16 protein-coding genes are annotated in these 26,011 nt (G+C 71.9%); 6 read left to right on the forward strand and 10 right to left on the reverse strand.

Annotated features, from left to right (window positions below; all coding sequences use genetic code 11):
* Nucleotides 1–208: 208 nt before the first annotated feature.
* Entirely contained in the window at nucleotides 209–1,030 is an 822-nt protein-coding gene (locus tag OG828_RS20060; protein ID WP_328501904.1) for a hypothetical protein, read from the forward strand.
* A gap of 867 nt (nucleotides 1,031–1,897) precedes the next feature.
* Here OG828_RS20060 and OG828_RS20065 read toward each other — a convergent pair.
* Nucleotides 1,898–3,547 (reverse strand): cell division protein PerM, encoded by a 1,650-nt coding sequence (locus tag OG828_RS20065; protein ID WP_328501905.1) that lies wholly within the window; start codon nucleotides 3,545–3,547, stop codon nucleotides 1,898–1,900.
* A gap of 96 nt (nucleotides 3,548–3,643) precedes the next feature.
* Between OG828_RS20065 and OG828_RS20070 the strand changes: the two genes are divergently transcribed.
* On the forward strand, nucleotides 3,644–4,747 hold the full coding sequence (locus tag OG828_RS20070) for a helix-turn-helix domain-containing protein (protein WP_328501906.1): 1,104 nt from the start codon (nucleotides 3,644–3,646) through the stop codon (nucleotides 4,745–4,747).
* Between the two features lie 158 nt (nucleotides 4,748–4,905).
* Here the strand turns inward: OG828_RS20070 and sucD are convergent, their stop codons facing one another.
* The 7 genes from sucD to OG828_RS20105 all read right to left on the reverse strand — a co-directional run bounded on the left by sucD (nucleotide 4,906) and on the right by OG828_RS20105 (nucleotide 16,548).
* On the reverse strand, nucleotides 4,906–5,790 hold the full coding sequence (gene sucD / locus OG828_RS20075; protein WP_124439782.1) for a succinate--CoA ligase subunit alpha: 885 nt from the start codon (nucleotides 5,788–5,790) through the stop codon (nucleotides 4,906–4,908).
* Between the two features lie 23 nt (nucleotides 5,791–5,813).
* Entirely contained in the window at nucleotides 5,814–6,992 is a 1,179-nt protein-coding gene (gene sucC / locus OG828_RS20080; protein WP_210572937.1) for an ADP-forming succinate--CoA ligase subunit beta, read from the reverse strand.
* Between the two features lie 489 nt (nucleotides 6,993–7,481).
* Entirely contained in the window at nucleotides 7,482–9,782 is a 2,301-nt protein-coding gene (locus OG828_RS20085; protein ID WP_328501907.1) for a hypothetical protein, read from the reverse strand.
* Between the two features lie 330 nt (nucleotides 9,783–10,112).
* Complete coding sequence (locus OG828_RS20090; RefSeq protein ID WP_328501908.1) at nucleotides 10,113–11,288, reverse strand: hypothetical protein; 1,176 nt, start codon at nucleotides 11,286–11,288, stop codon at nucleotides 10,113–10,115.
* Nucleotides 11,289–11,544: 256 nt separating this feature from the next.
* Nucleotides 11,545–12,708: a VWA domain-containing protein gene (locus tag OG828_RS20095; RefSeq protein ID WP_328501909.1), complete on the reverse strand. Its 1,164-nt coding sequence runs from the start codon at nucleotides 12,706–12,708 to the stop codon at nucleotides 11,545–11,547.
* A 286-nt stretch (nucleotides 12,709–12,994) separates the two neighbouring features.
* Nucleotides 12,995–15,418: a DUF5682 family protein gene (locus tag OG828_RS20100; RefSeq protein WP_328501910.1), complete on the reverse strand. Its 2,424-nt coding sequence runs from the start codon at nucleotides 15,416–15,418 to the stop codon at nucleotides 12,995–12,997.
* A complete protein-coding gene (locus OG828_RS20105; protein ID WP_328501911.1) occupies nucleotides 15,397–16,548 on the reverse strand; it encodes an ATP-binding protein in 1,152 nt (383 codons plus the stop codon). Before OG828_RS20105 ends, OG828_RS20100 begins: the two co-directional genes overlap by 22 nt.
* A gap of 133 nt (nucleotides 16,549–16,681) precedes the next feature.
* Here OG828_RS20105 and OG828_RS20110 point away from each other — a divergent pair, with 133 nt between their 5' ends.
* Together OG828_RS20110 and OG828_RS20115 are read left to right on the forward strand one after the other, a co-directional pair.
* Nucleotides 16,682–18,037 carry an SWIM zinc finger family protein gene (locus OG828_RS20110; RefSeq protein WP_328501912.1) on the forward strand — a complete coding sequence of 452 codons (1,356 nt, stop codon included), beginning with the start codon at nucleotides 16,682–16,684 and terminating at the stop codon, nucleotides 18,035–18,037.
* Nucleotides 18,038–18,119: 82 nt separating this feature from the next.
* Complete coding sequence (locus OG828_RS20115; protein WP_328501913.1) at nucleotides 18,120–19,718, forward strand: DUF5691 domain-containing protein; 1,599 nt, start codon at nucleotides 18,120–18,122, stop codon at nucleotides 19,716–19,718.
* A 122-nt stretch (nucleotides 19,719–19,840) separates the two neighbouring features.
* Here OG828_RS20115 and OG828_RS20120 read toward each other — a convergent pair whose 3' ends face one another.
* On the reverse strand, nucleotides 19,841–20,257 hold the full coding sequence (locus tag OG828_RS20120; RefSeq protein ID WP_328358566.1) for a cobalamin B12-binding domain-containing protein: 417 nt from the start codon (nucleotides 20,255–20,257) through the stop codon (nucleotides 19,841–19,843).
* 503 nt (nucleotides 20,258–20,760) lie between these two features.
* On the opposite strand from OG828_RS20120, the gene OG828_RS20125 reads away from it, so the two are divergent.
* On the forward strand, nucleotides 20,761–21,624 hold the full coding sequence (locus OG828_RS20125; protein WP_328438951.1) for an esterase/lipase family protein: 864 nt from the start codon (nucleotides 20,761–20,763) through the stop codon (nucleotides 21,622–21,624).
* Between the two features lie 83 nt (nucleotides 21,625–21,707).
* Nucleotides 21,708–23,312 (forward strand): M23 family metallopeptidase, encoded by a 1,605-nt coding sequence (locus OG828_RS20130; RefSeq protein ID WP_328501914.1) that lies wholly within the window; start codon nucleotides 21,708–21,710, stop codon nucleotides 23,310–23,312.
* Nucleotides 23,313–23,419: 107 nt separating this feature from the next.
* Here OG828_RS20130 and pcrA read toward each other — a convergent pair whose 3' ends face one another.
* Nucleotides 23,420–25,903: a DNA helicase PcrA gene (pcrA, locus tag OG828_RS20135; protein WP_328501915.1), complete on the reverse strand. Its 2,484-nt coding sequence runs from the start codon at nucleotides 25,901–25,903 to the stop codon at nucleotides 23,420–23,422.
* Between the last annotated feature and the right edge of the window lie 108 nt (nucleotides 25,904–26,011).

A 26,011-nucleotide genomic window follows, 5' to 3' on the forward strand; every position in this document is an offset into this window, starting at 1 on the left:
CGATACCGGCACACCGGGCGGCCCCCATGGGACGGGGGCGTGGCCGGAAGGTAGCGTCTGCGAGGAGCGGACCGGGGAACGCGGGCGGTAGGTGGTGCGTTTTACGGAGAGACCGCTCACGCGGGACCGTTCAGCAGTTGTTCAGCACGTCGTTGTCAGCACGTCGTTGTCACCACGTCGTTATCACCAAGGGGAAGACGCTCACTTGATGCCGGACCGCAGCCTGCGACTCCTCACGCTCCCCCAGCAGTCGGTGCAGGGAGGGGAGCGCAGCGCCCTGCTGGTTCTGCGGGAGCGCCCCGCCTCGCCGCCCGACGCGCCCTCGGGCCAGCCGAACGGCGAAGGGCAGGGCGGCTCGGCGGGTGAGGACAACCCGTTCGCGCCGCCGCCGGAGGGCACGCCGGACCGCCCGTGGCAGCCGCGGCGCCCGTCGGGCGAGGACTCCTCCGGAGACGGTGACCGTGAGGACGGCTCGCGCTCTCCGTGGGGCAGCCAGTGGAGCGACCGCCAGCCCGGCCGCTCCTCGGGCGGCTTCGGCGACCGTCCGGGCGACCGGGGCGACCGGGGCGATCAGGGCGGCGGCGGCCAGGAAGGCGGCCCCGGCGGCAGCGGTCCCGGCACGAACCTGCGCTGGGACCCGGCGGACCCGGCCCAGCGCCGCGCGCGGTACTCCCTGCTCTCCGGCATGTGGGCCTTCTTCTTCGCCCTCTTCAGCTGGCCGTACGTCGCGCTGCTGCTGGGCGCCCTCTCCCTGTACTGGGGCATCACCGCTCTGCGCATCAAGCCCCGCACCGCCGACCCGGACACCCCGGCCCCCGCCGGCAACGCCCGCCCTCAGACCACGGCCGCGGTGACCGGCCTCGTCACCTCGTCCCTCGCCATCGCCCTCGTCGCCGCGACCTTCACCGCCCAGCTCGTCTACCGCGACTACTACACCTGCGTCAGCGACTCCCTCACCAACGAGGCCAAGCAGTCCTGCAGCCAGCTCCTGCCGGAGGAGCTGCGGGGGGTACTGGGCACGGAGAACTGAGAGAGAAGCCGCCACTTCGAGCGCTTCGAGGGCGCGGTTTCGGGAGGGCTTCCTGAGGACACGCCGGTGACAACTGGCCGGTAGGGCTGGAGGCCGAGAACGGCCATCCCGAACCCCACGCACCCGGTAGCCGCGCTCGCTTCTCGACGCCGGGAGCACGCTCGAGCCCGTTGGGGGTGCCTCACTCCTCGGCACCGGTGCGCGCATTCCAGCCGGTCCGGCGTTTGAGGACGAGAACGGCCATCCCCAACCCCCACCCACCCGCTGGGGGCGTTCGCTTCTCGGCACCGGTGCGCGCATTCCAGCCCGTCCGGCGTTCAAGGACGAGAACGGCCATCCCCAACCCCCACCCACCCGCTGGGGGCGTTCGCTTCTCGGCACCGGTGCGCGCATTCCAGCCCGTCCGGCGTTCAAGGACGAGAACGGCCATCCCCAACCCCCACCCACCCGCTGGGGGCGTTCGCTTCTCGGCACCGGTGCGCGCATTCCAGCCCGTCCGGCGTTCAAGGACGAGAACGGCCATCCCCAACCCCCACCCACCCGCTGGGGGCGCGCGCTTCCCGGCACCGGTGCGCGCATTCCAGCCCGTCCGGCGTTCAAGGACGAGAACGGCCATCCCCAACCCCCACCCACCCGCTGGGGGCGCGCGCTTCCCGGCACCGGTGCGCGCATTCCAGCCCGTCCGGCGTTCAAGGACGAGAACGGCCATCCCCAACCCCCACCCACCCGCTGGGGGCGCGCGCTTCCCGGCACCGGTGCGCGCATTTCAGCCCGTCCGGCGTTTGAGGACGAGGCCGTTCAGGCCGAAGCGGGGGTCTGGGGGCGCAGCCACCAGGGATGGGACGGGTAGGGGCGGCGGGGGCGAGTTCAGGCTTCTGGTGACTGCGCGGGCGGCGCCACCTTCCCCAGCTCCACATGGCCCTCGTCGTCGCCCGACGCCGGTTGCGGATCGACCTCGGCGGGCAGCAGGTCGTACGCCTCGGAGTCATCGTCCGACTCAAGGGGCTCACAGAAGACACCCGACGTGACATCCGCCGCGCTCTCCGCCTCCCGACTCCCCCGGCTCCCCCGGCACCGCCACCCCCGCACCCCCACCGCCACCACAACCGCCACCCCCACGATCCACCCCAACGCCGCCCCACCGGCCTGCCACCACTCCGGCCCGAACCGTGCCAGCGCCGCCACACCGAGCGGCCCACCCGACAACGCGGCAAGGACAGCGATCAGCCCCGCGCACAGCACAGCAGCCCACCCGGCCGTCCCAGCGGTCCGCCGCCACGACCAGGCACTGTGCCCGCCGTCACCGACCCCCGCCCCCGCGGCCCCCCGAGACCCCGCGTCCGTCGCCCGTACCGATCCCACGCCTGTCGCCCGTACCGATCCCGCCCCCGACGAAGCACCCTCATCCCCCACCCCACCCTGCCCCCCACCAGCCGCCCCACCCACGAACCACCCCACCGTCACCGCCGCCACCACCGGAATCACCCCCGCCGCCCAGTTCAGCGGCGTTCCGGCCCCCGCGTCCGGTACCGCCGCCAGCAGTGGGAACGGCGGCAGGAGTGGGGCGGGGGCCGAGGACAGGGGAGACACGACGTGGCCGACGCCCAGGGTGAAGCCGGGGCCAAGGGCGTACGACGCTCCCCACACGGCCGCGTTCGGGACGAGCGCCATGCAGAGCAACAGCACCGCGAACTGCCCGGACCCCCCTTCTGTCAGCTGCAGAAAGGACCTCCTGGCCGCCTCGCCGTGCCAGATCAGCGACACCGTCAGCAGCAGCGCCCCACCCCCGACCAGCACGGCCGCCCCGGCACCCGCGGCGCGCGCGGCGGCGAAGAGACGGGACGGGAAATCCGGTACGAGGAGAAGACGCCGTACCCGCCGCCGCACCCACGGCGGCATATGGTTCAGCACGCTGTAGACCGGCTCACCCGTACGCCCGTACGCCGTCCAGACCCCCGCCCCCGCCGCCACCGTCGCGACCACCGGCACACACACGCACACCCACACCCACGACGGCCGCAACGCACCCCCCGAGGCATACAGAGCCGCCGCCGCACCGACTCCGAGATAGCCGAGGACCACGCCCGCCAACGCCACCACCGGCCCCGGCCCCGGCTCTTCACCGCTGCCGCGTCCGTCCACCTCACGCTCGTCCGCCGCGACGTCCCGCGCTGCCCGGTGCAGCAACAGCACCGGCAGCACGAGCAGCATCAGCGGGGTGATGCCGACCGGCGCGGGGCCGCCGGAGAGCGAGTCGGTGCGGACCAGGTCGGCCCCGTGCGCCAGCAGCCACAGCGCGGCGGCGACATGCAGCGCCCCGCCCGGCCCGCTGTCGGGATACGGCGAACTGATCCACAGCACCAACACCAGCACGGCGAACGACCCGAGCCCCACCGCCGCCGCCAGCACACCGGCCAGCAGGCTCGCGGTCAGCCCGGGCGAACGGTCGCGCATCCGGGCGAGCAGCAACGACAACGACGAACGGCGGCGAACGGTCATCTGGGTCACGCCCGCCATGGTCCCAACGACACGCGCTTTCCCGTCGTAACAGGCAAACCACCGATGTGTCGCTCAATATATGCTTATGTACTTTTTCGTACGAAAGGGCGAGCCGTGAAGCAGAGCCCTTCGACCCCGCTCCCCCCGCCCGACGAACGCCGACGCCTGCGCGAGGCCCAGTCGTTGACGCAGGCTCAGGTCGCGGCGCGGGTGGGCGTCGCCCGGGAAACGGTCCGCTCGTGGGAGACCGGCCGGACGACTCCGCGCGGCCGGAAACGGGATGCCTACGCGAAGCTGCTGGCCGAACTCGCGACCGAGAAGAACGAGCAGGACGAGAAGGAACAGAAGGAACAGAAGGACCCTAAGGAAGTGACGGCGGGTCAAGACCCCGCTCCGGTGACGATCGACCTGCGGTCCGACGCCCTGACACCCGCTCAGGCCTTCGACGCGCTGTACGCGTTCTGCGCACCCGCCCTGGTCCGGCAGACCTATCTGCTCACGGGGCGCCGCGAACTCGCCCGCGAGTCGGTCGAGCGGGCCTTCCAACTCGCCTGGCAGAGCTGGCCGGAGGTGGCGCTCGACCGTGACCCGGCGGGCTGGGTGCGGGCGACGGCGTACGAGTGCGCCCTCTCCCCCTGGCACCGCCTCCGCCCGCGCTACCGGCACCCCGAACCGCCCCCCGCCGACGCCACCGACCGCGCGCTGATGGACGTACTCCTGAAACTCCCGCCACCACACCGCCGCACGCTCCTGCTGTACGACGGTGTAGGCCTCGATCTGCCGGACACGGCGGCGGAGACGGAGGCGAGCACTCCGGCGACGGCGAACCGCCTGCTGCACGCGCGCGCGGCGATCGCCGAACGGCTGCCGGAGCTGTCCGACCCGGCCGAACTCCACCGCCGGCTCGCCACCCTCGCCTCCACCGAACGCCTCCGCGCCGCCCAGCCCCCCGCGGTCCGCCACGGCAGCGAACGCCGCGCCCGCTTCTGGACCCGCGCCGCCATCGCCTTCACCGTCGCCTTGATCGGCACCACATCCCTCACCCTCCGCTCGGCCCCGACCCACTACGAGCCCCCGGTGGCACCGGGCAGCGACGTACGCGGCGTCCCGAAACGCGTGGCCCCGGGCCCGTTGTCGGAGGCGGAGTCGAAACTGCGCGAGAAGCTGCGGGAGGAGTCGGCGAGAGGCCCGGAGAGACTGCAACCGACGCTGCCGTAGCTGCGGACAGCCGGTCCGCCCCAGCTGCGGGCATTCGTGCCGCCTAGGGCGGCACGGGTGGGCGCAGGCGGCACCCCGCCAGCGCGGGCAAGCGGAAACGCCGGTGGGCCCGCCCCCACACAGGGGAACGGGCCACCGACGCTCAGCCAAGAACCCGCTCAGCCGGCAAGAAGCTCCCGCGCCAGCTTCGCCGTCTCGGTAGGCGTCTTGCCCACCTTGACGCCCGCAGCCTCCAGCGCCTCCTTCTTCGCAGCGGCCGTACCGGACGAACCGGACACGATCGCACCCGCGTGACCCATGGTCTTGCCCTCGGGCGCGGTGAAGCCCGCGACGTAGCCGACGACCGGCTTCTTCACGTTCTCCTTGATGAAGGCCGCGGCCCGCTCCTCCGCGTCGCCACCGATCTCACCGATCATCACGATCAGGTCGGTGTCGGGGTCGGCCTCGAACGCGGCGAGCGCGTCGATGTGGGTCGTACCGATGACCGGGTCACCACCGATACCGACGGCGGAGGAGAAGCCGATGTCCCGCAGCTCGTACATCATCTGGTACGTCAGCGTGCCGGACTTCGACACCAGACCGATACGGCCCGGCTTGGTGATGTCGCCCGGGATGATGCCGGCGTTGGACTGACCCGGGGTGATGAGACCGGGGCAGTTCGGGCCGATGATCCGGGTCTTGTTGCCCTGCGACACGGCGTACGCGTAGAACGCGGCCGAGTCGTGCACCGCGATGCCCTCGGTGATGACGACCGCGAGCGGGATCTCGGCGTCGATCGCCTCGACGACCGCGGCCTTGGCGAAGGCCGGCGGCACGAAGAGGACGGATACGTTCGCGCCCGTCTTCTCGATCGCCTCGGCGACCGTGCCGAAGACCGGGATCTCGTTGCCGTCGATGTCGACCGACGTGCCCGCCTTACGCGGGTTCACGCCACCGACGATGTTCGTGCCGTCGGCCAGCATGAGCTTGGTGTGCTTCATGCCCGTGGCACCGGTCATGCCCTGGACGATGACCTTGCTGTCCTTGTTGAGGAAGATAGCCATGGTGGTCTGAGTCCCTCGATCCCTTACTTCGCAGCCGCGAGCTCGGCGGCCTTGTCGGCCGCGCCGTCCATGGTGTCCACGCGCTGGACCAGCGGGTGGTTGGCGTCCGACAGGATCTGACGACCCAGCTCGGCGTTGTTGCCGTCGAGGCGGACGACGAGCGGCTTGGTGACGTCCTCGCCCTTGGTCTTCAGGAGCTCCAGGGCCTGGACGATGCCGTTGGCGACCTCGTCGCAGGCGGTGATGCCACCGAAGACGTTGACGAAGACGGACTTGACGTCCGGGTCGCCCAGGATGATCTCCAGGCCGTTCGCCATGACCTGGGCGGAGGCGCCGCCGCCGATGTCGAGGAAGTTGGCGGGCTTGACGCCACCGTGCTTCTCACCGGCGTACGCGACGACGTCCAGGGTGCTCATGACGAGACCCGCGCCGTTGCCGATGATGCCGACCTCGCCGTCGAGCTTGACGTAGTTGAGGTTCTTCTCCTTGGCCGCGGCCTCGAGCGGGTTCGCGGAGTCCTTGTCCTGGAGGGCCTCGTGGTCCGGCTGGCGGAACTCGGCGTTCTCGTCCAGGGAGACCTTGCCGTCCAGGGCGATGACGTCGCCGGAGGCGACCTTCGCCAGCGGGTTGACCTCGACCAGGAGAGCGTCCTCCTTGATGAAGGTGTCCCACAGGGTGACGAGGATGTCGGCGACCTTGTCGGCGACGTCGGCCGGGAACTTCGCGGCCGCGACGATCTCGCGGGCCTTCTGCGGGGTCACGCCCTCGTTGGCGTCGATCGGCGTCTTGGCGACGGCCTCCGGACGGTTGGCCGCCACCTCCTCGATCTCCACGCCGCCCTCGACGGAGGCGATGGAGAGGAAGGTGCGGTTGGCACGGTCCAGGAGGAAGGAGACGTAGTACTCCTCCACGATCTCCGGAGCCGTCTCGGCGATCATCACCTTGTGGACCGTGTGGCCCTTGATGTCCATGCCGAGGATGTCCGTCGCGCGGGCGACGGCCTCGTCCGGGGTCGCGGCGAGCTTCACGCCGCCGGCCTTGCCACGGCCACCGACCTTCACCTGAGCCTTGACGACGGACTTGCCACCGAGGCGCTCAGTGGCTGCGCGGGCCGCCTCAGGCGTGTCGATGACTTCACCGGCCAGCACCGGTACATCGTGCTTGGCGAAGAGGTCCCTCGCCTGGTACTCGAACAGGTCCACGCGCTTCCGTCCCTATCAGTGATCTCGCGGTTCGTTGTCTGCGTGGGCGTGCCGCGAGGGCAACGTGACGTCCGCTGTCTGTCACAAGGGAGGCGCACACGGTGTCCGAGCGCGCGGCATGTCCGTCTCGCAGGTTATCGCCGCCGGACAAGGGTCTCTAAATCAGGGGTCACACCTGAGCGGTGATACCTGTCACATGATGCCGCGATCACTGGCACGGCGTGCCGCAGGTGAAAGGCCTCACCGGGCTGGGGTTGACCCGGTGAGGCCTCTTCAACAGCCCCCTCAGGGGCGCAACAGCGCCTCTTCAGGGGTGCGGGGCCGGTTGATCCCCACCCCAATGGGGATCAGCCCGCCCGTCCGCGGGGTGCCGGCCGGACGGTCCGACGGCTTCGGCCGTCCGGGTCCATCGCCGCCGCGGAGTCGGTGAGTGCGCCGGATGACGGTTCCGCCGGGGCCCGTCGTACGGCGTCGGTGGCGGGCCTGCGGTCAGACGCTGTACGGGGTGCCGTACTGCGCGCCGGAGGCGTAGCCGGTGACGTAGCCGGGGGTGGCGTCCTGCGCGTAGCCCTGGACGTTCTGAACGTTCTGGATGTTCTGGATGTAGGCCGGAGTGACCGACTCGGCGACCCCGTCGACGCCGGTCACCGCGTGCTCGGCGAGCGGGCCCGCGGCGGCCTGGACGGTCCCGGTCAGCTCCTGCGCGAAGGGCACGGCCTGCCCGGCGACACCGTGGACGAAGGGGTCGACCTCGCCGACGACGCCGTACGCGAAGGGCCGCACCTCACCGGTGACGCCGTACGCCAACTCCGTGGCGCTCCCGCCGACGCCCTGCACGACCGGGCGAACCGTTTCCACAGCCGTCTCGACCACCGGCTGCACCGCTCCGGCGGCCCCGTACGCGAACGGCGGCACCTGCCCGGCCACGCCCTGCGCCAGCGGCGGTACGGCACCGACGACGCCGCCCGCGAAGGGCTCGACGTCGCCCACCACGCCGTACGCCAGCGCACCCGCGTCCCCGACGGCCTGCTGCGCGACCGGGGCCACGCCGTGCACGGCGGCGTTGCCGACGGGCGGCAGGACGGCGTGCGTGGTGTCGTCGGCGACCTGACCGACCAGTCCGGTGGCGTACGGCGGTACGTCCGCGACGACCCCGCCCACGACCGGCTGCACCCCGGCGACGGCGCCGCCTGCGACGCCCTGCACATCGGCGACCGCCCCGGTGGCGACCGGCGGCACACCCTGCACGACGCCACCCGCGACGGGCTGGACATCAGCCACGACTCCGTACGCCAGCGCGCTCGCGGCGTCGACTGCGTACCCGGCGGTGGCCCCGACCCCGGCGACCGTCTGCCCGACGACCGGCGTCACCCCGTCCACGGCGCGAGTGGCGACGGGCACGACCCCGCCGACGGCACCCTCGGCAACCGGCGTCACCCCGTTCACCGCACGGGTGGCAGCGGGCGCCACCCCGCCGACGGCACCCTCGGCGACCGGCACGACACCGGCCACGGTCTGCTCCGCGACCGGGACGACGCCGTGCACGGCGTGATCGGCGACGGGCGGCACGGCCGCGACGACCGTCTCCTCGACGACCGGCGTGACCGTCCCCGGGACGCTGCTCACAGTCCCGACGACGTGCTGCTTCACCCCGCCGACCGTGCCGGTGAGGTGACCGGGGACGGCGGAGACGGAGGCCTCGGCGGCGCTGGTGACAGTGGTGGCCTGCGAGGTGGCCGTGGCGAGGACGGGGGCGGTGTGGGCGTGAGCTCCGGTGACGGCGGCCTGCGCGGTGCCGGTGGCGGCGCTAGCCAGGTGAGCCGCGTGGCCCTCCACGCCGGTGACCGTGGAGTGGGCCGAGCCGGTGACCGTGGCGGTCGTACCGGCGGCACGGCCCTGGAGCCCGGTGACCGTGGTCTGCGCGGTGCCGGTGGCGGCGCTAGCCAGGTGAGCCGCGTGACCCTCCACTCCGGTGAGCGTGGAGTGGGCCGAGCCGGTGACCATGGCGGTCGTACCGGCGGCACGGCCCTGGAGCCCGGTGACCGTGGTCTGCGCGGTGCCGGTCACGCCTGATGCCGTGCGGCCCGCGCCCGCGACCACGTGCTGGGCCTTGTTGCGTACGACGCCGTCGATGCCCTGGGCCTGGGCGCGGGCGGCCGACTGGGTGGCCTGGAGCTTCGTCTGGGCGGCGGCCAGGGCCTTCTCCAATTCGGGGGCGAAGGCGGAGAGGGGGCCGAAGAGGTAGTCGATGCCGCCGCGCGGTGCGGTGGGGGCGTCGGAGACGGAGGCGTGGACCGTGGCCGAGGTGTTCTCGGCGGTGGCGCGGACCGTGCCCGCGGCGTCCGCTGCCGTGACCTTGGCCTCGGCCTGCGCCGCGCGCGCGGCCTTGGCGCCCTGGATCGCCTGGGCGCCCCTCACCTTGGACGCCTTCGGCACTGTCACCTCGGCGTCGACATACCGGCGAGCCTGCTCAGTGGCGCCGACGGCGGCCTTGTCGGCGGTGGCGCCGGTCGCCTGGGTGGTCGACGTCGCCTCGGTGGTGGTGTCCCCGGCGGCGCCGGAGACCGTGTCCGTCACGCCGGTGACGACGCCGTCGACCGTGTCGGTGACGTTCCCGAGCGTGTCGGTGAGGGCGGTGGTCACGTCGGACGTGACGTCGTCGGTCGTCGCGTCAGGCGTGGTCACGGACGCTGCGGGCAACTCGTCCGCGCCGGCCACGGAGGAACCGAGCGCCCAGGCGCCGGTGACACCGGCGGCTATGACGATGGAGCGGCGGATGTTCTTGTTCATACGTGCGTCAGATCCTTAGATCCTTGAGGGCTCGAACGACCCTGGGGAGCCCCGAAGCCCTTGGAACTCAAGGCACTTCGGGAGGCTGGGGACATGTCCGTCACCGCCGCACCCGTTCGCCTCCGCAGGTCCGCCATTCCGTCCGTCCCACACCGTCCGGGGAGAGCGAACCGGTGGACGCGGAGGTGGATATGGATGTGGATCCGGATGCGATGACAGGTGCCGATACGGCTCCGGCGGCTTCCGTCCGGAGATCGGAGGGGTGTCCGGACGGGAGGGCAGACCTGGTCCGCCCCCGCGCGGCAGGTCTACGGCGGGGGGAGGCCTGCCCTATGCCGGGGAGACGGGAATGTCCGGGTGCATGTCCCGGGTCTCGCCCGCGTCATGACGCGCGGCGGCGCCGGCCACCAGCCTCAGCGGCGCCCGGTGGTACAGAGCGACGGCATGCGCATCGCCGTGCCGCGAGCCGCCGTTGTCGGCCGCCGAACGGTTGCCCAGCGCACCCCCCGGATCACCGCCGGGAGCGGGCTGGTCGGGCGCGTACTCGGTGGGCCGGACGCGATGCCCGGCGGCCCGCGTCGCGTCGCCGGCCGACGACGCGTCGGCGACGAACACCGGGCCGTACGCTACGGCCGCTGCCCCGTCCGTACGTTGCTTGGAGGCGCCGTCGCCCGTCGCCTCGCCGTCCGGCCCCGGCTGCGGTGCCGACGTCACCGGCGCGGGGAGCGTCTGCCCCGGAAGTACCGGAAGTACCGGAAGCTCCGGCGGAAGGGGCAGTTCGGGCAGCCCAGGCAGCAGGGCACCCGGGAATTCCGGCAGCACCGGCGACTCGGGCGTCAGCGGCAGGGACGGCAACAACGACAGCGGCGGTATGTTCCTCTGCGCCTCATCCAGCCCTTCGGCCACGCCCCCCACCAGACCACCGACCGGCCGCACGACCCGCTCGCCCACGGATCCGGCGACCTCCTCGGTCACGGGCCTGACGACCCGTCCGGTGACCGGCGCGACGACACCCTCGGTCACCGGCCGGAGTATGCGGTCGGCGGGCCCTGGGGTGCGCGGGTGAGGGAGTGCCTTGTCGGCCTGGGGGTGCTTGGGAGCGGTGACTTCGGAGGAGTCGACCTGGGAGGAGTTGGCCTCGGGAGGGTTGGCCTCGGGAGGGTTGGCCTCCGGGAAGGCCGACTTGGAGGAGTCCGCGTCAGAGGCCACGGCCTCGATCGCGTCACCAGCTACCCCGTCCGCACGCTCAGTCGGCGGACTCACCAACCGCCCGACCGTGGCCCGCGTCGCCGCCAGGACTCCGTCCCCCGGCTCCGTTTGCCGCACGGCCTCGGCCGAGGTCGCCGACGTCATCCCGTCCCCGTCCGTCGCGTGCGCCTGCTCCCCGTAGAGCAGTCCGAGCGCGAACAACCCACACACCAGCAGCGCCAGTTCCAGCGCACGCCGCCCGGCCGCTGTGCGCATGACACGCAGAGCGGCGCCGGACAGGGCTGCTGAGAAGGTCAAGAGGGGGTGGGTCCTCCCGTGCGGCGGAACGAGCGACAGGTCGGCGCGACGCATGCGGGCAAGCGGGGCGCGGCGCACCGCTGACAAGGCCTCGATCCTTGCACGCGCCTCCCGAGGTTACGCAAGCCCCCTCGGCACCGATGGGTACACATGTCCCATTTGCTGGCCGAAGTCGGTCGACAAATCGTCAGCGAACCGACTTCACCGCCCTCCTCTCCTCCTGACGTCCTCCCTCCCGATGTCCTCCCTTCCGTCGTCATGCGCTGTCCGGAACCGGCAACGGCCGCTTCTCGATCGCCGCAGCCATCACCTCGGGGAACAGATCGGGCGTGCAGGCGAAGGCCGGCGCGCCCAGCGCCGCGAGTGCGGCCGCGTGCTCCCGGTCATACGCGGGCGCCCCCTCGTCCGACAGCGCGAGAAGCGTCACGAACTGCACCCCCGACCCCTTCATCGCCGCGACCCGCTTGAGCATCTCGTTCCGGATGCCTCCCTCGTAGAGGTCGCTGATCAGCACGACCACCGTCTCCGCGGGCCGGGTGATCTGCGACTGGCAGTACGCGAGCGCCCGGTTGATGTCCGTACCGCCGCCGAGTTGCGTGCCGAAGAGCACATCGACCGGATCGTCGAGCTGGTCGGTGAGGTCGACGACGGCCGTGTCGAAGACGACGAGCCGCGTACTGACCGACCGCATCGACGCCAGCACCGCCCCGAACACCGATGCGTAGACGACCGACGCCGCCATCGACCCCGACTGGTCGATGCAGAGGATGACTTCCTTCTTCATGGACTGGGAGGCCCGCCCGTATCCGATGAGCCGCTCGGGCACGATCGTCCGGTACTCGGGCAGGTAGTGCTTGAGGTTGGCCGCGATCGTGCGGTTCCAGTCGATGTCGTGATGGCGGGGCCGGTTGACGCGTGCGCTGCGGTCGAGGGCGCCGGTGAGCGTGGCCCGGGTGCGGCTGGCGAGCCGTTTCTCGAGGTCCTCGACGACCTTGCGCACGACCGCCCGTGCCGTCTCCTTCGTGGTCTCCGGCATCGCCTTGTTCAGCGAGAGCAGCGTGCCGACGAGATGCACGTCCGCGTCCACCGCCTCCAGCATCTCCGGCTCTAGCAGCAGCGTGGCGAGGCCGAGCCGGTCGATGGCGTCACGCTGCATCACCTGCACCACGGAGGAGGGGAAGTACGCCCGGATGTCCCCGAGCCAGCGCGCCACTGACGGCGCCGACGCCCCCAGCCCCGCCGAACGGTCCCGTCCCGTCCGCGGTTTCTCCCCCTGCCCGTAGAGCGCGGAGAGCGCCCCGTCCATCGCGGCGTCCTGCCCGGCCAGCGTGCACCCGGTGCCGTCAGCCGCGTCACCCCCGAGCACCAGCCGCCACCGCCGCAACCGCTCCTGCGCCGGGTCCATCGCCTCGGTCGTCATACACCCACCCCCGTGAGAGTCCGCCCCGCCACAGCTCGCTGGTTCCTCGTAGGCCCCTCCACCGCAGGCCGCTGATCCCCCGCAGGCGCCTCCCCCGCAGGCCGCTGTCCCGCCGCGGGCCGCCCCGTCACCGGACGCGCCCATAGCGGCATCACCCGCACAGTCATCCTCGGACCGTCTGCCACCAGGAGCGCCTGGCCGCCATCCATACCCGCGACCCCGTTCACCGCTTCAGTACACTCCCTCGGCTCACGCGGCTCCCTCGGCTCGTTCAACCCGTCGATCGTCATCTCCCCACCCCCACAAGGCCCTTGTCGTCAGCGCTCGGGTGATCGCCGTCATCCAGCCCCAACAGCAACCGCACCACCGGCAGCACCGCGTCAGCTCGCGCCATGTCCAGGTCGGATGCGAACCCGGGTGTCCCGGAACCGGCGGCCGCCGTGCTCCCCCGCGCCCCCGGTCCGCGCCGGACCAGTTCACCGAGGGTCCGCCGCACCCCCGGCTCGTACGCCGAGAACGTCCGCCGCAGCAGCGGCAGTACGTCCGTGAACGCCTCCGCCGGTACCCCCGTCAGCCAGGCGTCGACCAGTCCGAGCAACCGCTCGTCGTGGACGAGGAGCATCCCGCCGCCCGAACCGCCGCCGACGAACCCCTCGATCCACGCGGCCCCGTCCGCCGGTGCGGTCCCCGGCGACAGCACGAGCCCCATGAGCCGCGCCGCCTCGTCCTGCCCCAACTCCCCTTCGTCCAGCAGCAACCGCACCGCACGCCCCCGGACGACGCCGGGCACGGTGTCCCGTCCCGACAGCACCCGCAGCACCGACCGCCAGCGAACCCGCAGGTCACCGTGGCCCGGCGCGGAAGCATCGCCCAGCAGCCCCACCGCCCCGTGCACGGCGTCCACATGGCGCCGCATCTCCTCCGCCGCGTCCGCGTCGAGCGCGGCGCACGCCGGAGGCAGGCCGACGAAGATCCGCTCGGCGAGGCCTGCCGCGACCTCGGCCAGGGCGCTGGTGTCCGTGCCGCGCACGTCGCCGTACCGCAGGGAGCGGACCAGGGCGGGCAGGGCCTGGGCGAGATGGCCGACGTCGGTGTCCAGGGCGGCGCGGTCGGCGAGGATCCGCATCACCGTGGGCAACGCGTCCGGCAGTTCGGCCAGCAGGCACCGCTCAGCGAGTGCGGTGACCTCGGCGAGGCCCTGCGCCGATACGGCGTCGGCCTCCGCCTTGGCGGTCGCGGCGGCGAGCACGGTCGTCCCCCACACGCCGGCCTCGGCGACCCGCACAGACAGCTCCGGCTCCCACCGCAGCCGCCAGGTCTCCCGGAACGTACCCGTACTGCCCCGAGAAGCCGCCGGATCACCCCACTCGACACCCAGCAGCCGCAGCCGGTGCAGCAGTCTGCTGCGTCCGGCGTCGGTCTCCTTGCGCAGGTCGAGCTCCAACTCCCGCTCCAGCGCCTCCGGTTTGAGCCGCAGCCGGCGCTGGATCCGGTCGAGGTCCCGCTGCAACGGCACCGCGGGCGCCGACCGCGGCACCTCCCCCAGCACATCGCCCACGACCAGCCGGTCGTGCACCAGCGCCAGCGGCACGTCCGAGCCCTCGCACATCACCGCCCGTACGGCGTCGGTCGTCTCACTCAGCCCCGGCAGCGGACGTCCGCGCATCGCGGCGAGCGTCTCCGCCAGCCGCACCGCCTCGATGACATGAGCCGAGGAGACGAGCCGGTCCTCGTCGCGCAGCAGCCCCGCGACCTTCGTCAGCCACCGCTCGACCGGCCGGTCCGGCGCGCTGAACAGATGCCCGTACCAGCCCGGCGAGTCGATGCCCGCGCCGTATCCGCTGACCCGCGCCAGCCTGCGGTGCGTCCACGGCACCCAGGTCATGTCCACCTTGACCTTGGGCAGCCCCTTCAGCAGCGCCCGGTCGACCGAGACGGCAGCCTTCTGCCGCAGCGCGGGCACATGCCAGGCCCCGCACACCACGGCCACCGCGTCCCCGAACTCACGCTGCGCCGCCCGCACTTGGAGCCGCATATACGCCTCCCGCACGAGATCCCGGTCATGCCCCCCGGTCCCGTACACCTCCCGCAGCGCCCCCATCGCCTCTTCCAGCACGACGAACGGCGCGAACGCGTCCCTCTCCCCGACCCCCCGGTGCTCGACCACGTCCTCCCACCACCGCTCGGGGTCGTCATAACCGGCGGCTTCGGCAAGCACGGCCAGCGGATCGACACGGACGTCAGCGACGGTGGGCGCCTGCGCCTCCTCAGCACCCGAGCCCTCCCCCGGCTCCGCAGGCCCGGCGTCCTCGCCCTCGCCCTCACTCCCGGCCTCCGCGTCCCGCTCCCACACCAGCGTGTGGGTGGCCGGCAAGTCGATGAAGCGGGCCGGTACTTCGTGGTCCAGGGCCCAGCGGATGGCGACCCACTCCGGGGAGAACTCGGCCAGCGGCCAGAAGGCCGAGCGGCCGGGCTCGTCCACGGCGTGGGCGAGGAGGGCGACCGGTGGCCGCATCTCCTCGTCGGCGGCCAGCGGAATCAGCGCGTCGGCCTCGGGCGGGCCCTCGATCAGTACGACCCGCGGCCGGGCCGCGTCCAGTGCCGCCCGCACGGCGCGCGCCGAGCCGGGCCCGTGATGCCGTACGCCGAGAAGCAGTGGCCCCGCGGCAGCACCCCCGCCCTTGTCGCTCACGCGCTCACCTCCCGGCATGCCCGGTAGAAGTCCTTCCAGCCGTCGCGCTCGCGGACGACCGCCTCCAGGTACTCCTGCCAGATGACCCGGTCGGCCGCCGGGTCACGGACGACGGCGCCGAGGATGCCCGCGGCGACGTCACCGGCCCGCAGCACGCCGTCGCCGAAGTGGGCGGCCAGCGCCAGCCCGCTGGTGACGACGGAGATCGCCTCGGCGGTGGACAGCGTGCCGCTGGGCGACTTCACCTTCGTACGGCCGTCGGAGGTGGCCCCGTCGCGCAGCTCGCGGAAGACGGTCACGACGCGGCGGATCTCGTCGACACCGTCCGGCACGGACGGCAGGTCGAGGGAGCGGCCGATCTGGTCCACGCGACGGGAGACGATGTCGACCTCGGCCTCGACGCTCTCCGGCAGCGGCAGCACGACCGTGTTGAAGCGGCGGCGCAGCGCGCTGGACAGGTCGTTGACCCCGCGGTCGCGGTCGTTGGCCGTGGCGATCAGGTTGAAGCCGCGGACCGCCTGCACCTCCTGCCCCAGCTCCGGTATCGGCAGCGTCTTCTCCGACAGGATCGTGATGAGCGTGTCCTGCACGTCGGCCGGGATGCGGGTCAGCTCCTCGACCCGCGCTGTCATCCCTTCGGCCATGGCCCGCATCACCGGGCTGGGCACGAGGGCGTCACGGGTCGGGCCGTGCGCGAGCAACTGCGCGTAGTTCCAGCCGTACCGGATCGCCTCCTCCGGCGTGCCCGCCGTGCCCTGCACGAGCAGGGTCGAGTCGCCGCTGACCGCCGCGGCCAGATGCTCGGAGACCCAGGTCTTGGCGGTGCCGGGCACGCCGAGCAGTAGCAGGGCGCGGTCGGTGGCGAGTGTGGTGACGGCGACCTCGACGATGCGGCGCGGGCCGACGTACTTCGGTGTGATCACCGTGCCGTCCGGCAGGGTGCCGCCGAGGAGATATGTGGCGACGGCCCACGGCGACATCTTCCAGCGGGCCGGGCGCGGACGGTCGTCCTGCGCGGCCAGCGTGGCGAGTTCGGCGGCGAAGGCGTCCTCGGCGTGCGGGCGCAGCGCCTCCGCTTCCTGCGCGGAATCTTGCGCGGGCGTGTTCTCGGGCACTTCGACGGACGACGGTTCCACGGTCACAGACATGGCTGAGGCCCCCTCCAGCTCGGCCGGTTCGGATCTGGTGTCCACCGTGCACCACGCCACTGACAATCTGTTCTGACCTGCGCAAACGCGCTCGCCGGACCGATTGTCAGTGGTGGGATCTACCTTCGATGACATGACTCAGCAGGGGGTGCGCTGGACCGCGGACCAGGTGCTTGCACTGGCGCCTGACGCCGCGTCACGCAAGGCGGGAAGCAAACTCGGAGCGGCCGGGCCGTGGTCCGAGGCGGGCAGTTCCGACGAGGGGACGGTGTGGGGGCTGTGCAAGGGCAGTGGCAGCAAGCCGTATCAGACGGTCGTCGACATCGCGGACGCCTCCGGCCCCGCGTACAAGTGCAGTTGTCCGAGCCGCAAGTTCCCGTGCAAACACGCGCTCGGGCTGCTGCTGCTCTGGGCGGGCGGCGACGCCGCGGTGCCGCCGGGCCGGGCGCCGGACTGGGCGGAGCAGTGGCTCGCCGGCAGACGCCGGCGCACGGAGGAGAAGCGGGCGGCGGGGCCGACCGGTGCCACGTCCGGGTCCGGTGATCCGGAGGCCGCCCGGCGCCGGGCGGAGCGTCGCGCCGAGCGGGTCACGGCGGGGGCGTCGGAGCTGGAGCAGCGCCTGGCTGACCTGTTGCGCGGCGGCCTCGCGGGCGCGGAGCAGGCGGGGTACGGGCTGTGGGAGGAGACCGCGGCCCGCATGGTCGACGCCCAGGCCCCCGGACTGGCCTCACGCGTCCGCGAGTTGGGGGCGATCCCGGCGTCCGGTCCCGGCTGGCCGGTGCGGCTGCTGGAGGAGTGCGCCCTGCTCCACCTCCTCGACCAGGGCTGGCTGCGCCGGGAGCGGCTGCCCGAGGAACTGGCGGCGACGGTCCGCTCCCGCGTCGGCCTGCCCGCCTCGGCGGACGGCCAGCCGGTCCGGGACCGCTGGCTGATCCTCGCCCAGTACGACACGGCCGATCCGAAGCTGACGACCCGCAGAATCTGGCTGCACGGCGCCGACACGGCTCGCACCGCACTGCTCCTCTCCTACGGCGCCGCGGGCCGCGCTCCCGAACTGGCGCTGCCGGTCGGGCTGACCCTGGACGCCGAGGTGTCCGCGTACCCCGGAGCTGGGCAACTGCGGGCTTCCCTGGGTGAGCAGTTCGCGCCACCCGCTCCGGCGGCGATACGTCCGCCGGGAGTGACGACGGCCCAGGCGGCCGCCCGTTACGGCGATGCGCTGCGGGACGACCCCTGGCTGGAGTCGGTCCCGGTCACGCTCGACCGCGTCATACCGACCCCGGACGGCGACTCCTGGGAACTGGCGGACGCCGACGGGGCAACGGCCCTGCCGCTGACCCCATCGGCCCGCTCCCGCCCCGGCCTGTGGCGACTCGTCGCTCTGTCCGGCGGCGCCCCCCTCAAGGTCTTCGGCGAGTGCGGCCACCGCGGCTTCAACCCGCTGACCGCCTGGACGGAAGGAGCGGGTGAGGCGGTGGCGCTGTGCTGAGCCTGCATGTGTCCCGCCCCACCGGACACCCGACGTCGATGACCCTTCAACCACCACACAGCACCCAACGGAAGGGAAGCGCATGAACACCGCGTCAAGCGCCTGGGAGGACCTGGTCACCACCGCCCTGCTCGGGACCGAGCGGCGCACTCCGCCGGGTTCCGTTCCCGGCCGGGAGGCCCCGGTGGCGCTGTTGGACGCGGCGGCCGTGGAGACCGTACGACGGCGGGCCGGGCTACGACCCGCGCGAGCGGCCGAGCGCCCGGAACCGGCGCCCGAGGACCCGCGCCCGCACCTGCCCGCCGCGGCGGCCCGCAGGCTCGCGCTGCTGCTGGCCGACCGTCCCGGCGCGGGCGCCGGCCGTAGCAGAGGCACGGCACCGGATCTCATGGAGTTGCTGCCGCAGTGGCTCGCGAGGGCCAACACGCGCGGCTTCGCGGCGCCACCGGAGATGCTGCCCGCGCTGCTGGACGCGGCTCGCGGCCGTACGGATCTACGGCCGGCGGCGCTGACGTTCGCGGGACCGCGGGCGATGTGGCTCGCCCGGCTCAACCCTGACTGGCGGTTCGCCCTGCGTGCGGCGCCCGGCGGGGGCGCGGCGGTGCCGGACCCCGAAGACACGGAGAAGGTACGGGAGCTCTGGCAGGAGGGACTGTTCGCTGAGCGGGTCGCCCTGCTCGCGACCATCCGCGCCCGCGTGCCCGCCGTCGCACGCGAACTGCTCGCGACCACCTGGTCGACGGAACGGGCGGAGGACCGCCTGATGTTCCTGGACTCGCTGCGGACGGGACTGGGACCGGACGACGAGCCGTTCCTGGAACAGGCACTGACCGACCGGAGCCGCAATGTACGGGCGACGGCGGCGGAGTTGCTGTCGGCGCTGCCGGGCTCGGCACTGGCCGGACGGATGGCGGTCCGGGCCGGGGCGTGCGTGACCGTCGACCGTATGCGGGAGATACCGACTATCGCCGTTGAAGCGCCGCACGAGTGCGACCCCAGCATGGAGCGGGACGGTGTCGTGACCAAGGCTCCGGCGGGACGGGGTGAACGGTCATGGTGGTTCGGTCAGTTGGTCGAAGCGGCACCGCTCGGGACCTGGCCCGGCCGGCTCGGCGGACGCACTCCTCAGGAGATCCTGGCGCTGCCGGTCGCGGACGACTGGCAGGGCGAACTGCACGCGGCATGGTGCCGAGCCGCCGTGCGGCAACGCGACGCGGAGTGGGCACGGGCGCTCCTCGGCACCCCGTCGGCACCGGAAGCCAGCGGCCCAGGAGCGGTGTCCCTGGCGGAACGGGCAAAGCTCCTCGGCACGCTGGGCTCCGCCGAACGCGCCGAGTGGGTGGCCGGGTTCATCGCGGCGCACGGACTGTCCGAGGCGTTCCAACTGCTCGGAGTGTGCGCGGTGCCGTGGGCCGAGCCCCTGGGGCGGGCTGTGGTAGACGCACTCAACATCGCGCGAGACGCGGGGAGTTACCCATGGAGTTTCAGCGGAGTGATGGGCTTGGCCGAACGCTGCCTGGACCCCGGGGAGGCGTCCCGACTGGACGGCCTGATGGCCGTACCGGACGAACCGGAGGACGCGTCACCGGGAGCCGGAGGCTACTGGGCGGAGGCATTCCAACGCCTGGTCACAACCCTGCGCCTGAGGGCGGCCATGGCGAAGGAGCTGGAGACACCCTAAACAAGTCGAGTGGAGTCGCCGACGGTCCGGCAGCGCCCCGAAGGGGCGCGGGGAACTGCGCGACCAGCCCCCACGGGCCCGCAGACAACCCACGACCCATCACGGCACCCCCAGCGGAGCGCCTACGCCCCAGCCGGCTGCACCACGTTCGCCCTGACCCACTCCACGATCGAAGCCGTCGTCGCTCCCGGCGTGAAGATCTCGGCAACCCCCTTCTCCTTCAGCGGAGCGATGTCCGCCTCGGGAATGATGCCGCCTCCGAAGACCAGGATGTCCTCGGCGTCACGCTCCTTCAGGAGCTCGATCACGGCGGCGAACAGGGTGTTGTGGGCACCGGAGAGGATGGAGAGGCCGATCGCGTCGGCGTCCTCCTGGATCGCCGTGTCGACGATCTGTTCCGGGGTCTGGTGGAGCCCGGTGTAGATGACCTCCATGCCGGCGTCGCGCAGCGCCCGCGCGATCACCTTGGCCCCGCGATCGTGACCGTCGAGCCCCGGCTTGGCCACCACCACGCGGATCGGACCGGCTGCCACACCCATCACTGCCTCCATGAAGCGACTACATGCATCCCTACCGCTACGTATACGTACCCCACCTCACAGCACACCGGCCGAGGAAGTGAACGAACGTTATCTCCACCATCCCGTAACCGGCAGTTTCGCGGTGCCGACCGAGGGGGAAATCACACGGTGGGACACGTTAGCCGCGCACCGTTCCAAGCGCACAGGGAGCCGCAACGAGGTCGTCGCACCACCGCGCCGCAGGCCGCGCGCCGTGGCGGTGGGACGCACCGACGGTGGCAGGCAGGGCACGTAGGACAGGTACGGCACGACAGCGGGGAGCCTCGTCGCCACACCGACAGGGGACCTCGTCGCTTCATCGGCACCACAGGCGCGTCTTGCACCGCAGGCGCACCTCAGGCCCCCGACCGCACCCGTCCCACGCGCCCCGCCGGCACACCGTCGGCCGTCTTGGGCACGGCTTCCCACGAGGGCACACGGGGGACAGAGCCGTCCTTCCGCGTGCCGACAGGAGGTCGGCCATGAAGGTCACCAGGGCGGTAGTGCCCTTTCTTCCCCTCTGTCAGCGTCTGCTCCCCAGCAGACTGGCGGGGCTGTCCATGAACCTCCTGAAGGCGACCGCCCTGGACCTCGCCATCCTCGCGGGACATCTCCTCCTCTACCCGTCCGGCATCATCCAGGAGCGCCGCGGCCCGGGCCCCGCGCTTCCCCCGCCCGACACCGCACAGCTGCCGACGGAGGCCAAACCCCCGGTCGTCCTCCTGCACGGCTTCATCGACAACCGCTCGGTCTTCGTCCTGCTGCGCCGCAGTCTCGCCCAGCACGGCAGGCAGCAGATCGAGTCGCTCAACTACTCTCCGCTGACCTGCGACATACGCGCCGCGGCCGAGCTGCTCGCCCGGCACATAGAGGAGATCTGCGAGCGCACGGGCAGTAATCAGGTGGACATCGTCGGCCACAGCCTCGGCGGACTGATCGCCCGTTATTACGTACAGCGACTGGGCGGTGACATCCGCGTCAGGACGCTGGTGACACTGGGCACGCCGCACTCCGGCACCCGGGTTGCTCCGCTCATGAACGCCCACCCGATCGTCCGCCAGATGCGCCCGGGCTCGGACGTCCTCGAGGAGCTCACCCGGCCGGCCCCCGGATGCCGTACGCAGTTCGTGAGCTTCTGGAGCGACCTGGACCACCTGATGGACCCGCTGGAGACCGCCTGCATCGACCACCCCGACCTGCTGGCGCACAACGTGCGGGTGAGCGGCGTCGGGCACCTCGCCCTGCCCGTGCACCCCGCCGTCGCGACCGGCATACGCCAGGCCCTCGACTCCGCGCCGACGGGAGCCGAAGCAGCCGCCCGGACCGGTGGTCTGACCGTGGCGTGACGTTCGCTCCACCCCAAACAACTTCGAACACTCTTCGAACACAGGGCCAAACCCGCGCCCGCCGTCCCCCGAAACACGGCCGAATGCCCGTTTCCTTCAGGCGCGAAACCTGCCGAAGATTGTCGCGCCCGCGTACTGCCGGGTACAGTCACCGCACTGCTCTGGCAGCCCCTGTTGTCGAGGCGAGAGAGAAGTTGGTGAACGAACGTCACCCGTCGGGGATCATCACCTCCCCGGCTCCGGCTTCCGATGCCTCGGCGCCCTACGCGCCGTACGGCGGACAGGAAGCCCACTACGGTGACTTCACCACGTACGACGCCTACGCGGCGAACGGTATTCCCGCGGGCGCGGCGGGCCTGGACACCGGTGCCTACGCCACCCCGACCTTCGACGCCGACCCGCTCTTCGGCAGCATGCCCGGCGAGAACACGGGCTCGTACGACGGCACTCAGTGGTCGACGGGCAGTCACCAGACGCTGAACTACGACGTGTACGCGGCCCAGCACCACGCGGCCTACGACACCGGCGCGTACGACACCACCGCCTGGACCGACGGCCACCAGCCGCTCTCCGTCATCCCGCCGCAGTCCACCGGCCCCGAGGCCACCGGCCAGTGGGATTCGGGTACTTGGCTGCAGCCCGAGCAGCCTGAGCACTCCGGCGCGGCGGACCAGACCCAGCAGTGGGGCTGGGGCACGCAGACCTTCGACACCGGCGCGTACGACGCCACGCAGTGGAACTCGGACGGCGCCCAGCACCCGGCCGACGAGTACGAGCAAGTCTCGTACGACGAACTCGCCCAGGGCGAGGGCGGGTTGGACCACACGAGCCTCACCGGCTCGACCGGCGAGCAGCCCGCCGTAACACCCCTGCTCGACGACCAGGAAGAGCAGGAAGAGGCCGTCTCGCCGACCCCTGCGCCCGGCTCACGCGCGGCCGCGCGTGGCGCGGGGCGCTCCCGTCGCCGTACGCCCGCCAAGCGCTCCGCGCTGCTGACGGTCGCCGTGCCGTCGGCGTGTGTGATGGGTGTCGCGGGCATCGCCGCCGCGTCCGTCGGCACACTGACCGACGACGGCGGCGACACGTCGACGACCGCGGCGGACACGAAGTCCGTCAAGCCGTCCGCCGCGAACAACAAGCTGGACACCCAGCTCGAGAGCCTCACCGCCGGTGCCGACGACTTCGCCGACCGGGCCAGCCGTACGCAGGAGCGCATCGACCTCAAGGCCCAGCAGGAGGCCGAGAAGAAGAAGGCGGCGGCGGCGGCGGCCCGCAAGGAGCGGCTGCGTCCGAAGTACGCCCTGCCGGTCGCCCGGCACGGGCTCAGCGCCTACTTCGGCCAGTCCGGCATCAACTGGATGTCCATCCACACCGGCATCGACTTCCCGGTCTCGTACGGCACGCCGGTGATGGCCGCGACCGACGGCACCGTCCGCACGGAGTGGAACAGCTCCTACGGCAACATGATGATCGTGACCGACAAGGACGGTACGGAGACGTGGTACTGCCACCTCTCCACGTACGCCGTCTCGTCCGGTACGACCGTGAAAGCCGGCGACACGATCGCGTACTCCGGCAACTCCGGCAACTCGACCGGCCCGCACCTGCACTTCGAGGTGAAGCCGTCCGGTGGCTCCGCCATAGACCCGCTGGCCTGGCTGCGCAGCCACGGGCTGGACCCGACGTAAGACGGAACTGCGGAGTTCCGCGGTTCGGCAGCGCCCCGTAGGGGCGCGGGGCTGTGTCGATATGCGGCTCCGCCGCGTGGGCGCGACCAGCCCCCACCGGCCCGCAGTCAGAGCTTCTCCACCGGCGCATACCGCAGCAGCAAGCGCTTCGGCTTGGTGTCGCCGAAGTCGATCGTGGCCTCCGCGTTGCCGCCTGTGCCCTTGACCGCCATCACCGTGCCGAGACCGAACTGGTCGTGGGTGACCCGGTCGCCGACCGCCAGCGCGACCACCGGCTTCTCCGAGGTCCGTCGCGTGGCGAAGCCGGAGGCGCCCGACGCCGACGAGCGGGAGCGGGACGAGGACAGAGAGGCGGCGACGCCCGACACCGGGCCCGCGGGGGCCGCGGAGGGACCGGTCCGCTTCCAGTCCACGTGCTGGTCCGGAATCTCCGCCAGGAAACGCGAGGGCGGGTTGTACGACGGCTGCCCCCACGCGCTCCGCATGGCGGACCGCGTCAGATACAGGCGCTCACGCGCGCGCGTGATGCCGACGTACGCCAGGCGGCGCTCCTCCTCCAGCTCCTTGGTCTGGCCGAGGGCGCGCATGTGCGGGAAGACGCCGTCCTCCATGCCGGTCAGGAACACGACGGGGAATTCGAGGCCCTTGGCGGTGTGCAGGGTCATCAGGGTGATGACGCCCGCGCCTTCCTCGTCCTCGTCGGGGATCTGGTCGGAGTCGGCGACCAGGGCGACGCGCTCCAGGAATTCGGAGAGTCCGCCCGCGGCCTCGCCCTCCCCGGACTCCTGCTCAAACTCCAGGGCCACGGCCGCGAGTTCCTGGAGGTTCTCGATCCGGGTCTCGTCCTGCGGGTCGGTGGAGGCCTGCAACTCGGCGAGGTAGCCGGTGCGTTCGAGGACGGCCTCGAGGACGGTCGCGGGTCCCGCGCCCGACTCGACGATCGTACGGAGCTCCTCCATGAGCACGTTGAACCGCTTGACCGCGTTCGTCGACCGGGCGGCCATGCCGTATGCCTCGTCGACGCGGCGCAGTGCCTGCGGGAAGCTGATCTTCTCGCGCTGGGAGAGGGCGTCGATCATCGCCTCGGCGCGGTCGCCGATGCCCCGCTTGGGCACGTTGAGGATGCGGCGCAGCGGGACCGAGTCCTCGGGGTTGGCGAGCACGCGCAGGTAGGCCAGGACGTCCCTGACCTCCTTGCGCTCGTAGAAGCGGACGCCGCCGACGACCTTGTAGGGCAGGCCGACGCGGATGAAGACCTCTTCGAAGACACGGGACTGGGCGTTCGTCCGGTAGAAGACGGCGACGTCTCCCGCCTTCGCGTCGCCCGCGTCCGTGAGGCGGTCTATCTCCTCGGCGACGAACTGCGCCTCGTCGTGCTCGGTGTCGGCGACATAGCCGGTGATGCGCGCGCCCGCGCCCGCGTTGGTCCACAGGTTCTTGGGGCGGCGGGACTCGTTGCGCTCGATGACGGCGTTGGCCGCGGTGAGGATCGTCTGGGTGGAGCGGTAGTTCTGCTCCAGCAGGATCGTCGTCGCGTCCGGGTAGTCCTCCTCGAACTGGAGGATGTTGCGGATGGTCGCGCCGCGGAAGGCGTAGATCGACTGGTCGGCGTCACCGACGACGCACAGTTCGGCGGGGAGCAGGTCGTGGTCGCTGGGCGGTACGTCCTCATCGTGTTCACCGGTGCCGACGAGTTCGCGTACCAGGGCGTACTGCGCGTGGTTGGTGTCCTGGTACTCGTCGACCATGACGTGCCGGAAGCGGCGGCGGTAGTGCTCGGCGACGTCGGGGAAGGCGCGCAGCAGGTTGACCGTCGTCATGATCAGGTCGTCGAAGTCGAGGGCGTTGGCCTCGCGCAGGCGCGACTGGTACATCGCGTACGCCTGGGCGAGGGTCTTCTCGAAGCCGTCGGTGGCCTGGGCGGCGAAGTCCTCCTCGTCGATCAGCTCGTTCTTCAGGTTGCTGATCTTGGCGCTGAAGGACTTGGGTGGGTAGCGCTTGGGATCGAGGTCCAGGTCGCGGCAGACCAGGGCCATCAGGCGCTTGGAGTCGGCGGCGTCGTAGATCGAGAAGGACGAGGTGAAGCCGAGCTTCTTGCTCTCCCGGCGCAGGATGCGCACGCACGCGCTGTGGAAGGTCATCACCCACATCGCGTTCGCGCGTGGGCCGACGAGTTGCTCGACGCGCTCCTTCATCTCGCCGGCGGCCTTGTTGGTGAAGGTGATCGCGAGGATCTGGCCGGGGTGCACCTTGCGCTCGCCGAGCAGGTACGCGATGCGGTGCGTCAGCACGCGCGTCTTGCCGGAGCCTGCGCCGGCCACGATGAGCAGCGGGGAGCCGGAGTGGACGACGGCCGCTCGCTGGTTCTCGTTCAGCCCGTCCAGGAGCGCGGCCGGGTCCACCGCCGGGCGGTGCGCGCCGTCCCGGTAGTACGCGTCCCGGTCCGGCGGCGCGTCGAACTTCCCGCCGAACAGATCGTCCGGAACCGGCTCCGGCACATGCTCGTCCTCGGGCGGCGGCGGGGGTTCCTCCGCGGGGCCCCGCGGGGCCTGGAGGTCCGCCAGAAAGCTGTCATCAAAGAGGCTGCTCATCGCTCTCCGAGTTTAGGGCCTGCCCGATGGCCCAGTCCGTGGGTCGCGGGCCCTGGCACGCACATCTGCCGCACCAGACCCCGCTCGGGTCTGTTGATCAGGAACCGG

It is taken from the genome of Streptomyces sp. NBC_00457 (assembly GCF_036014015.1).
Classification (GTDB): Bacteria; Actinomycetota; Actinomycetes; order Streptomycetales; family Streptomycetaceae; genus Streptomyces.

Coding starts and splice junctions, on each gene's coding strand:
- OG828_RS20110 (WP_328501912.1), top strand. CDS start 16,682: ATGACTCAGCAGGGGGTGCGCTGGACCGCGGACCAGGTGCTTGCACTG.
- OG828_RS20060 (WP_328501904.1), top strand. CDS start 209: ATGCCGGACCGCAGCCTGCGACTCCTCACGCTCCCCCAGCAGTCGGTG.
- OG828_RS20100 (WP_328501910.1), bottom strand. CDS start 15,418: ATGCCGGGAGGTGAGCGCGTGAGCGACAAGGGCGGGGGTGCTGCCGCG.
- OG828_RS20085 (WP_328501907.1), bottom strand. CDS start 9,782: ATGAACAAGAACATCCGCCGCTCCATCGTCATAGCCGCCGGTGTCACC.
- OG828_RS20125 (WP_328438951.1), top strand. CDS start 20,761: ATGAAGGTCACCAGGGCGGTAGTGCCCTTTCTTCCCCTCTGTCAGCGT.
- sucD (WP_124439782.1), bottom strand. CDS start 5,790: ATGGCTATCTTCCTCAACAAGGACAGCAAGGTCATCGTCCAGGGCATG.
- OG828_RS20065 (WP_328501905.1), bottom strand. CDS start 3,547: ATGGCGGGCGTGACCCAGATGACCGTTCGCCGCCGTTCGTCGTTGTCG.
- OG828_RS20095 (WP_328501909.1), bottom strand. CDS start 12,708: ATGACGACCGAGGCGATGGACCCGGCGCAGGAGCGGTTGCGGCGGTGG.
- OG828_RS20115 (WP_328501913.1), top strand. CDS start 18,120: ATGAACACCGCGTCAAGCGCCTGGGAGGACCTGGTCACCACCGCCCTG.
- OG828_RS20105 (WP_328501911.1), bottom strand. CDS start 16,548: ATGTCTGTGACCGTGGAACCGTCGTCCGTCGAAGTGCCCGAGAACACG.
- OG828_RS20120 (WP_328358566.1), bottom strand. CDS start 20,257: ATGGGTGTGGCAGCCGGTCCGATCCGCGTGGTGGTGGCCAAGCCGGGG.
- OG828_RS20130 (WP_328501914.1), top strand. CDS start 21,708: ATGCCCGTTTCCTTCAGGCGCGAAACCTGCCGAAGATTGTCGCGCCCG.
- pcrA (WP_328501915.1), bottom strand. CDS start 25,903: ATGAGCAGCCTCTTTGATGACAGCTTTCTGGCGGACCTCCAGGCCCCG.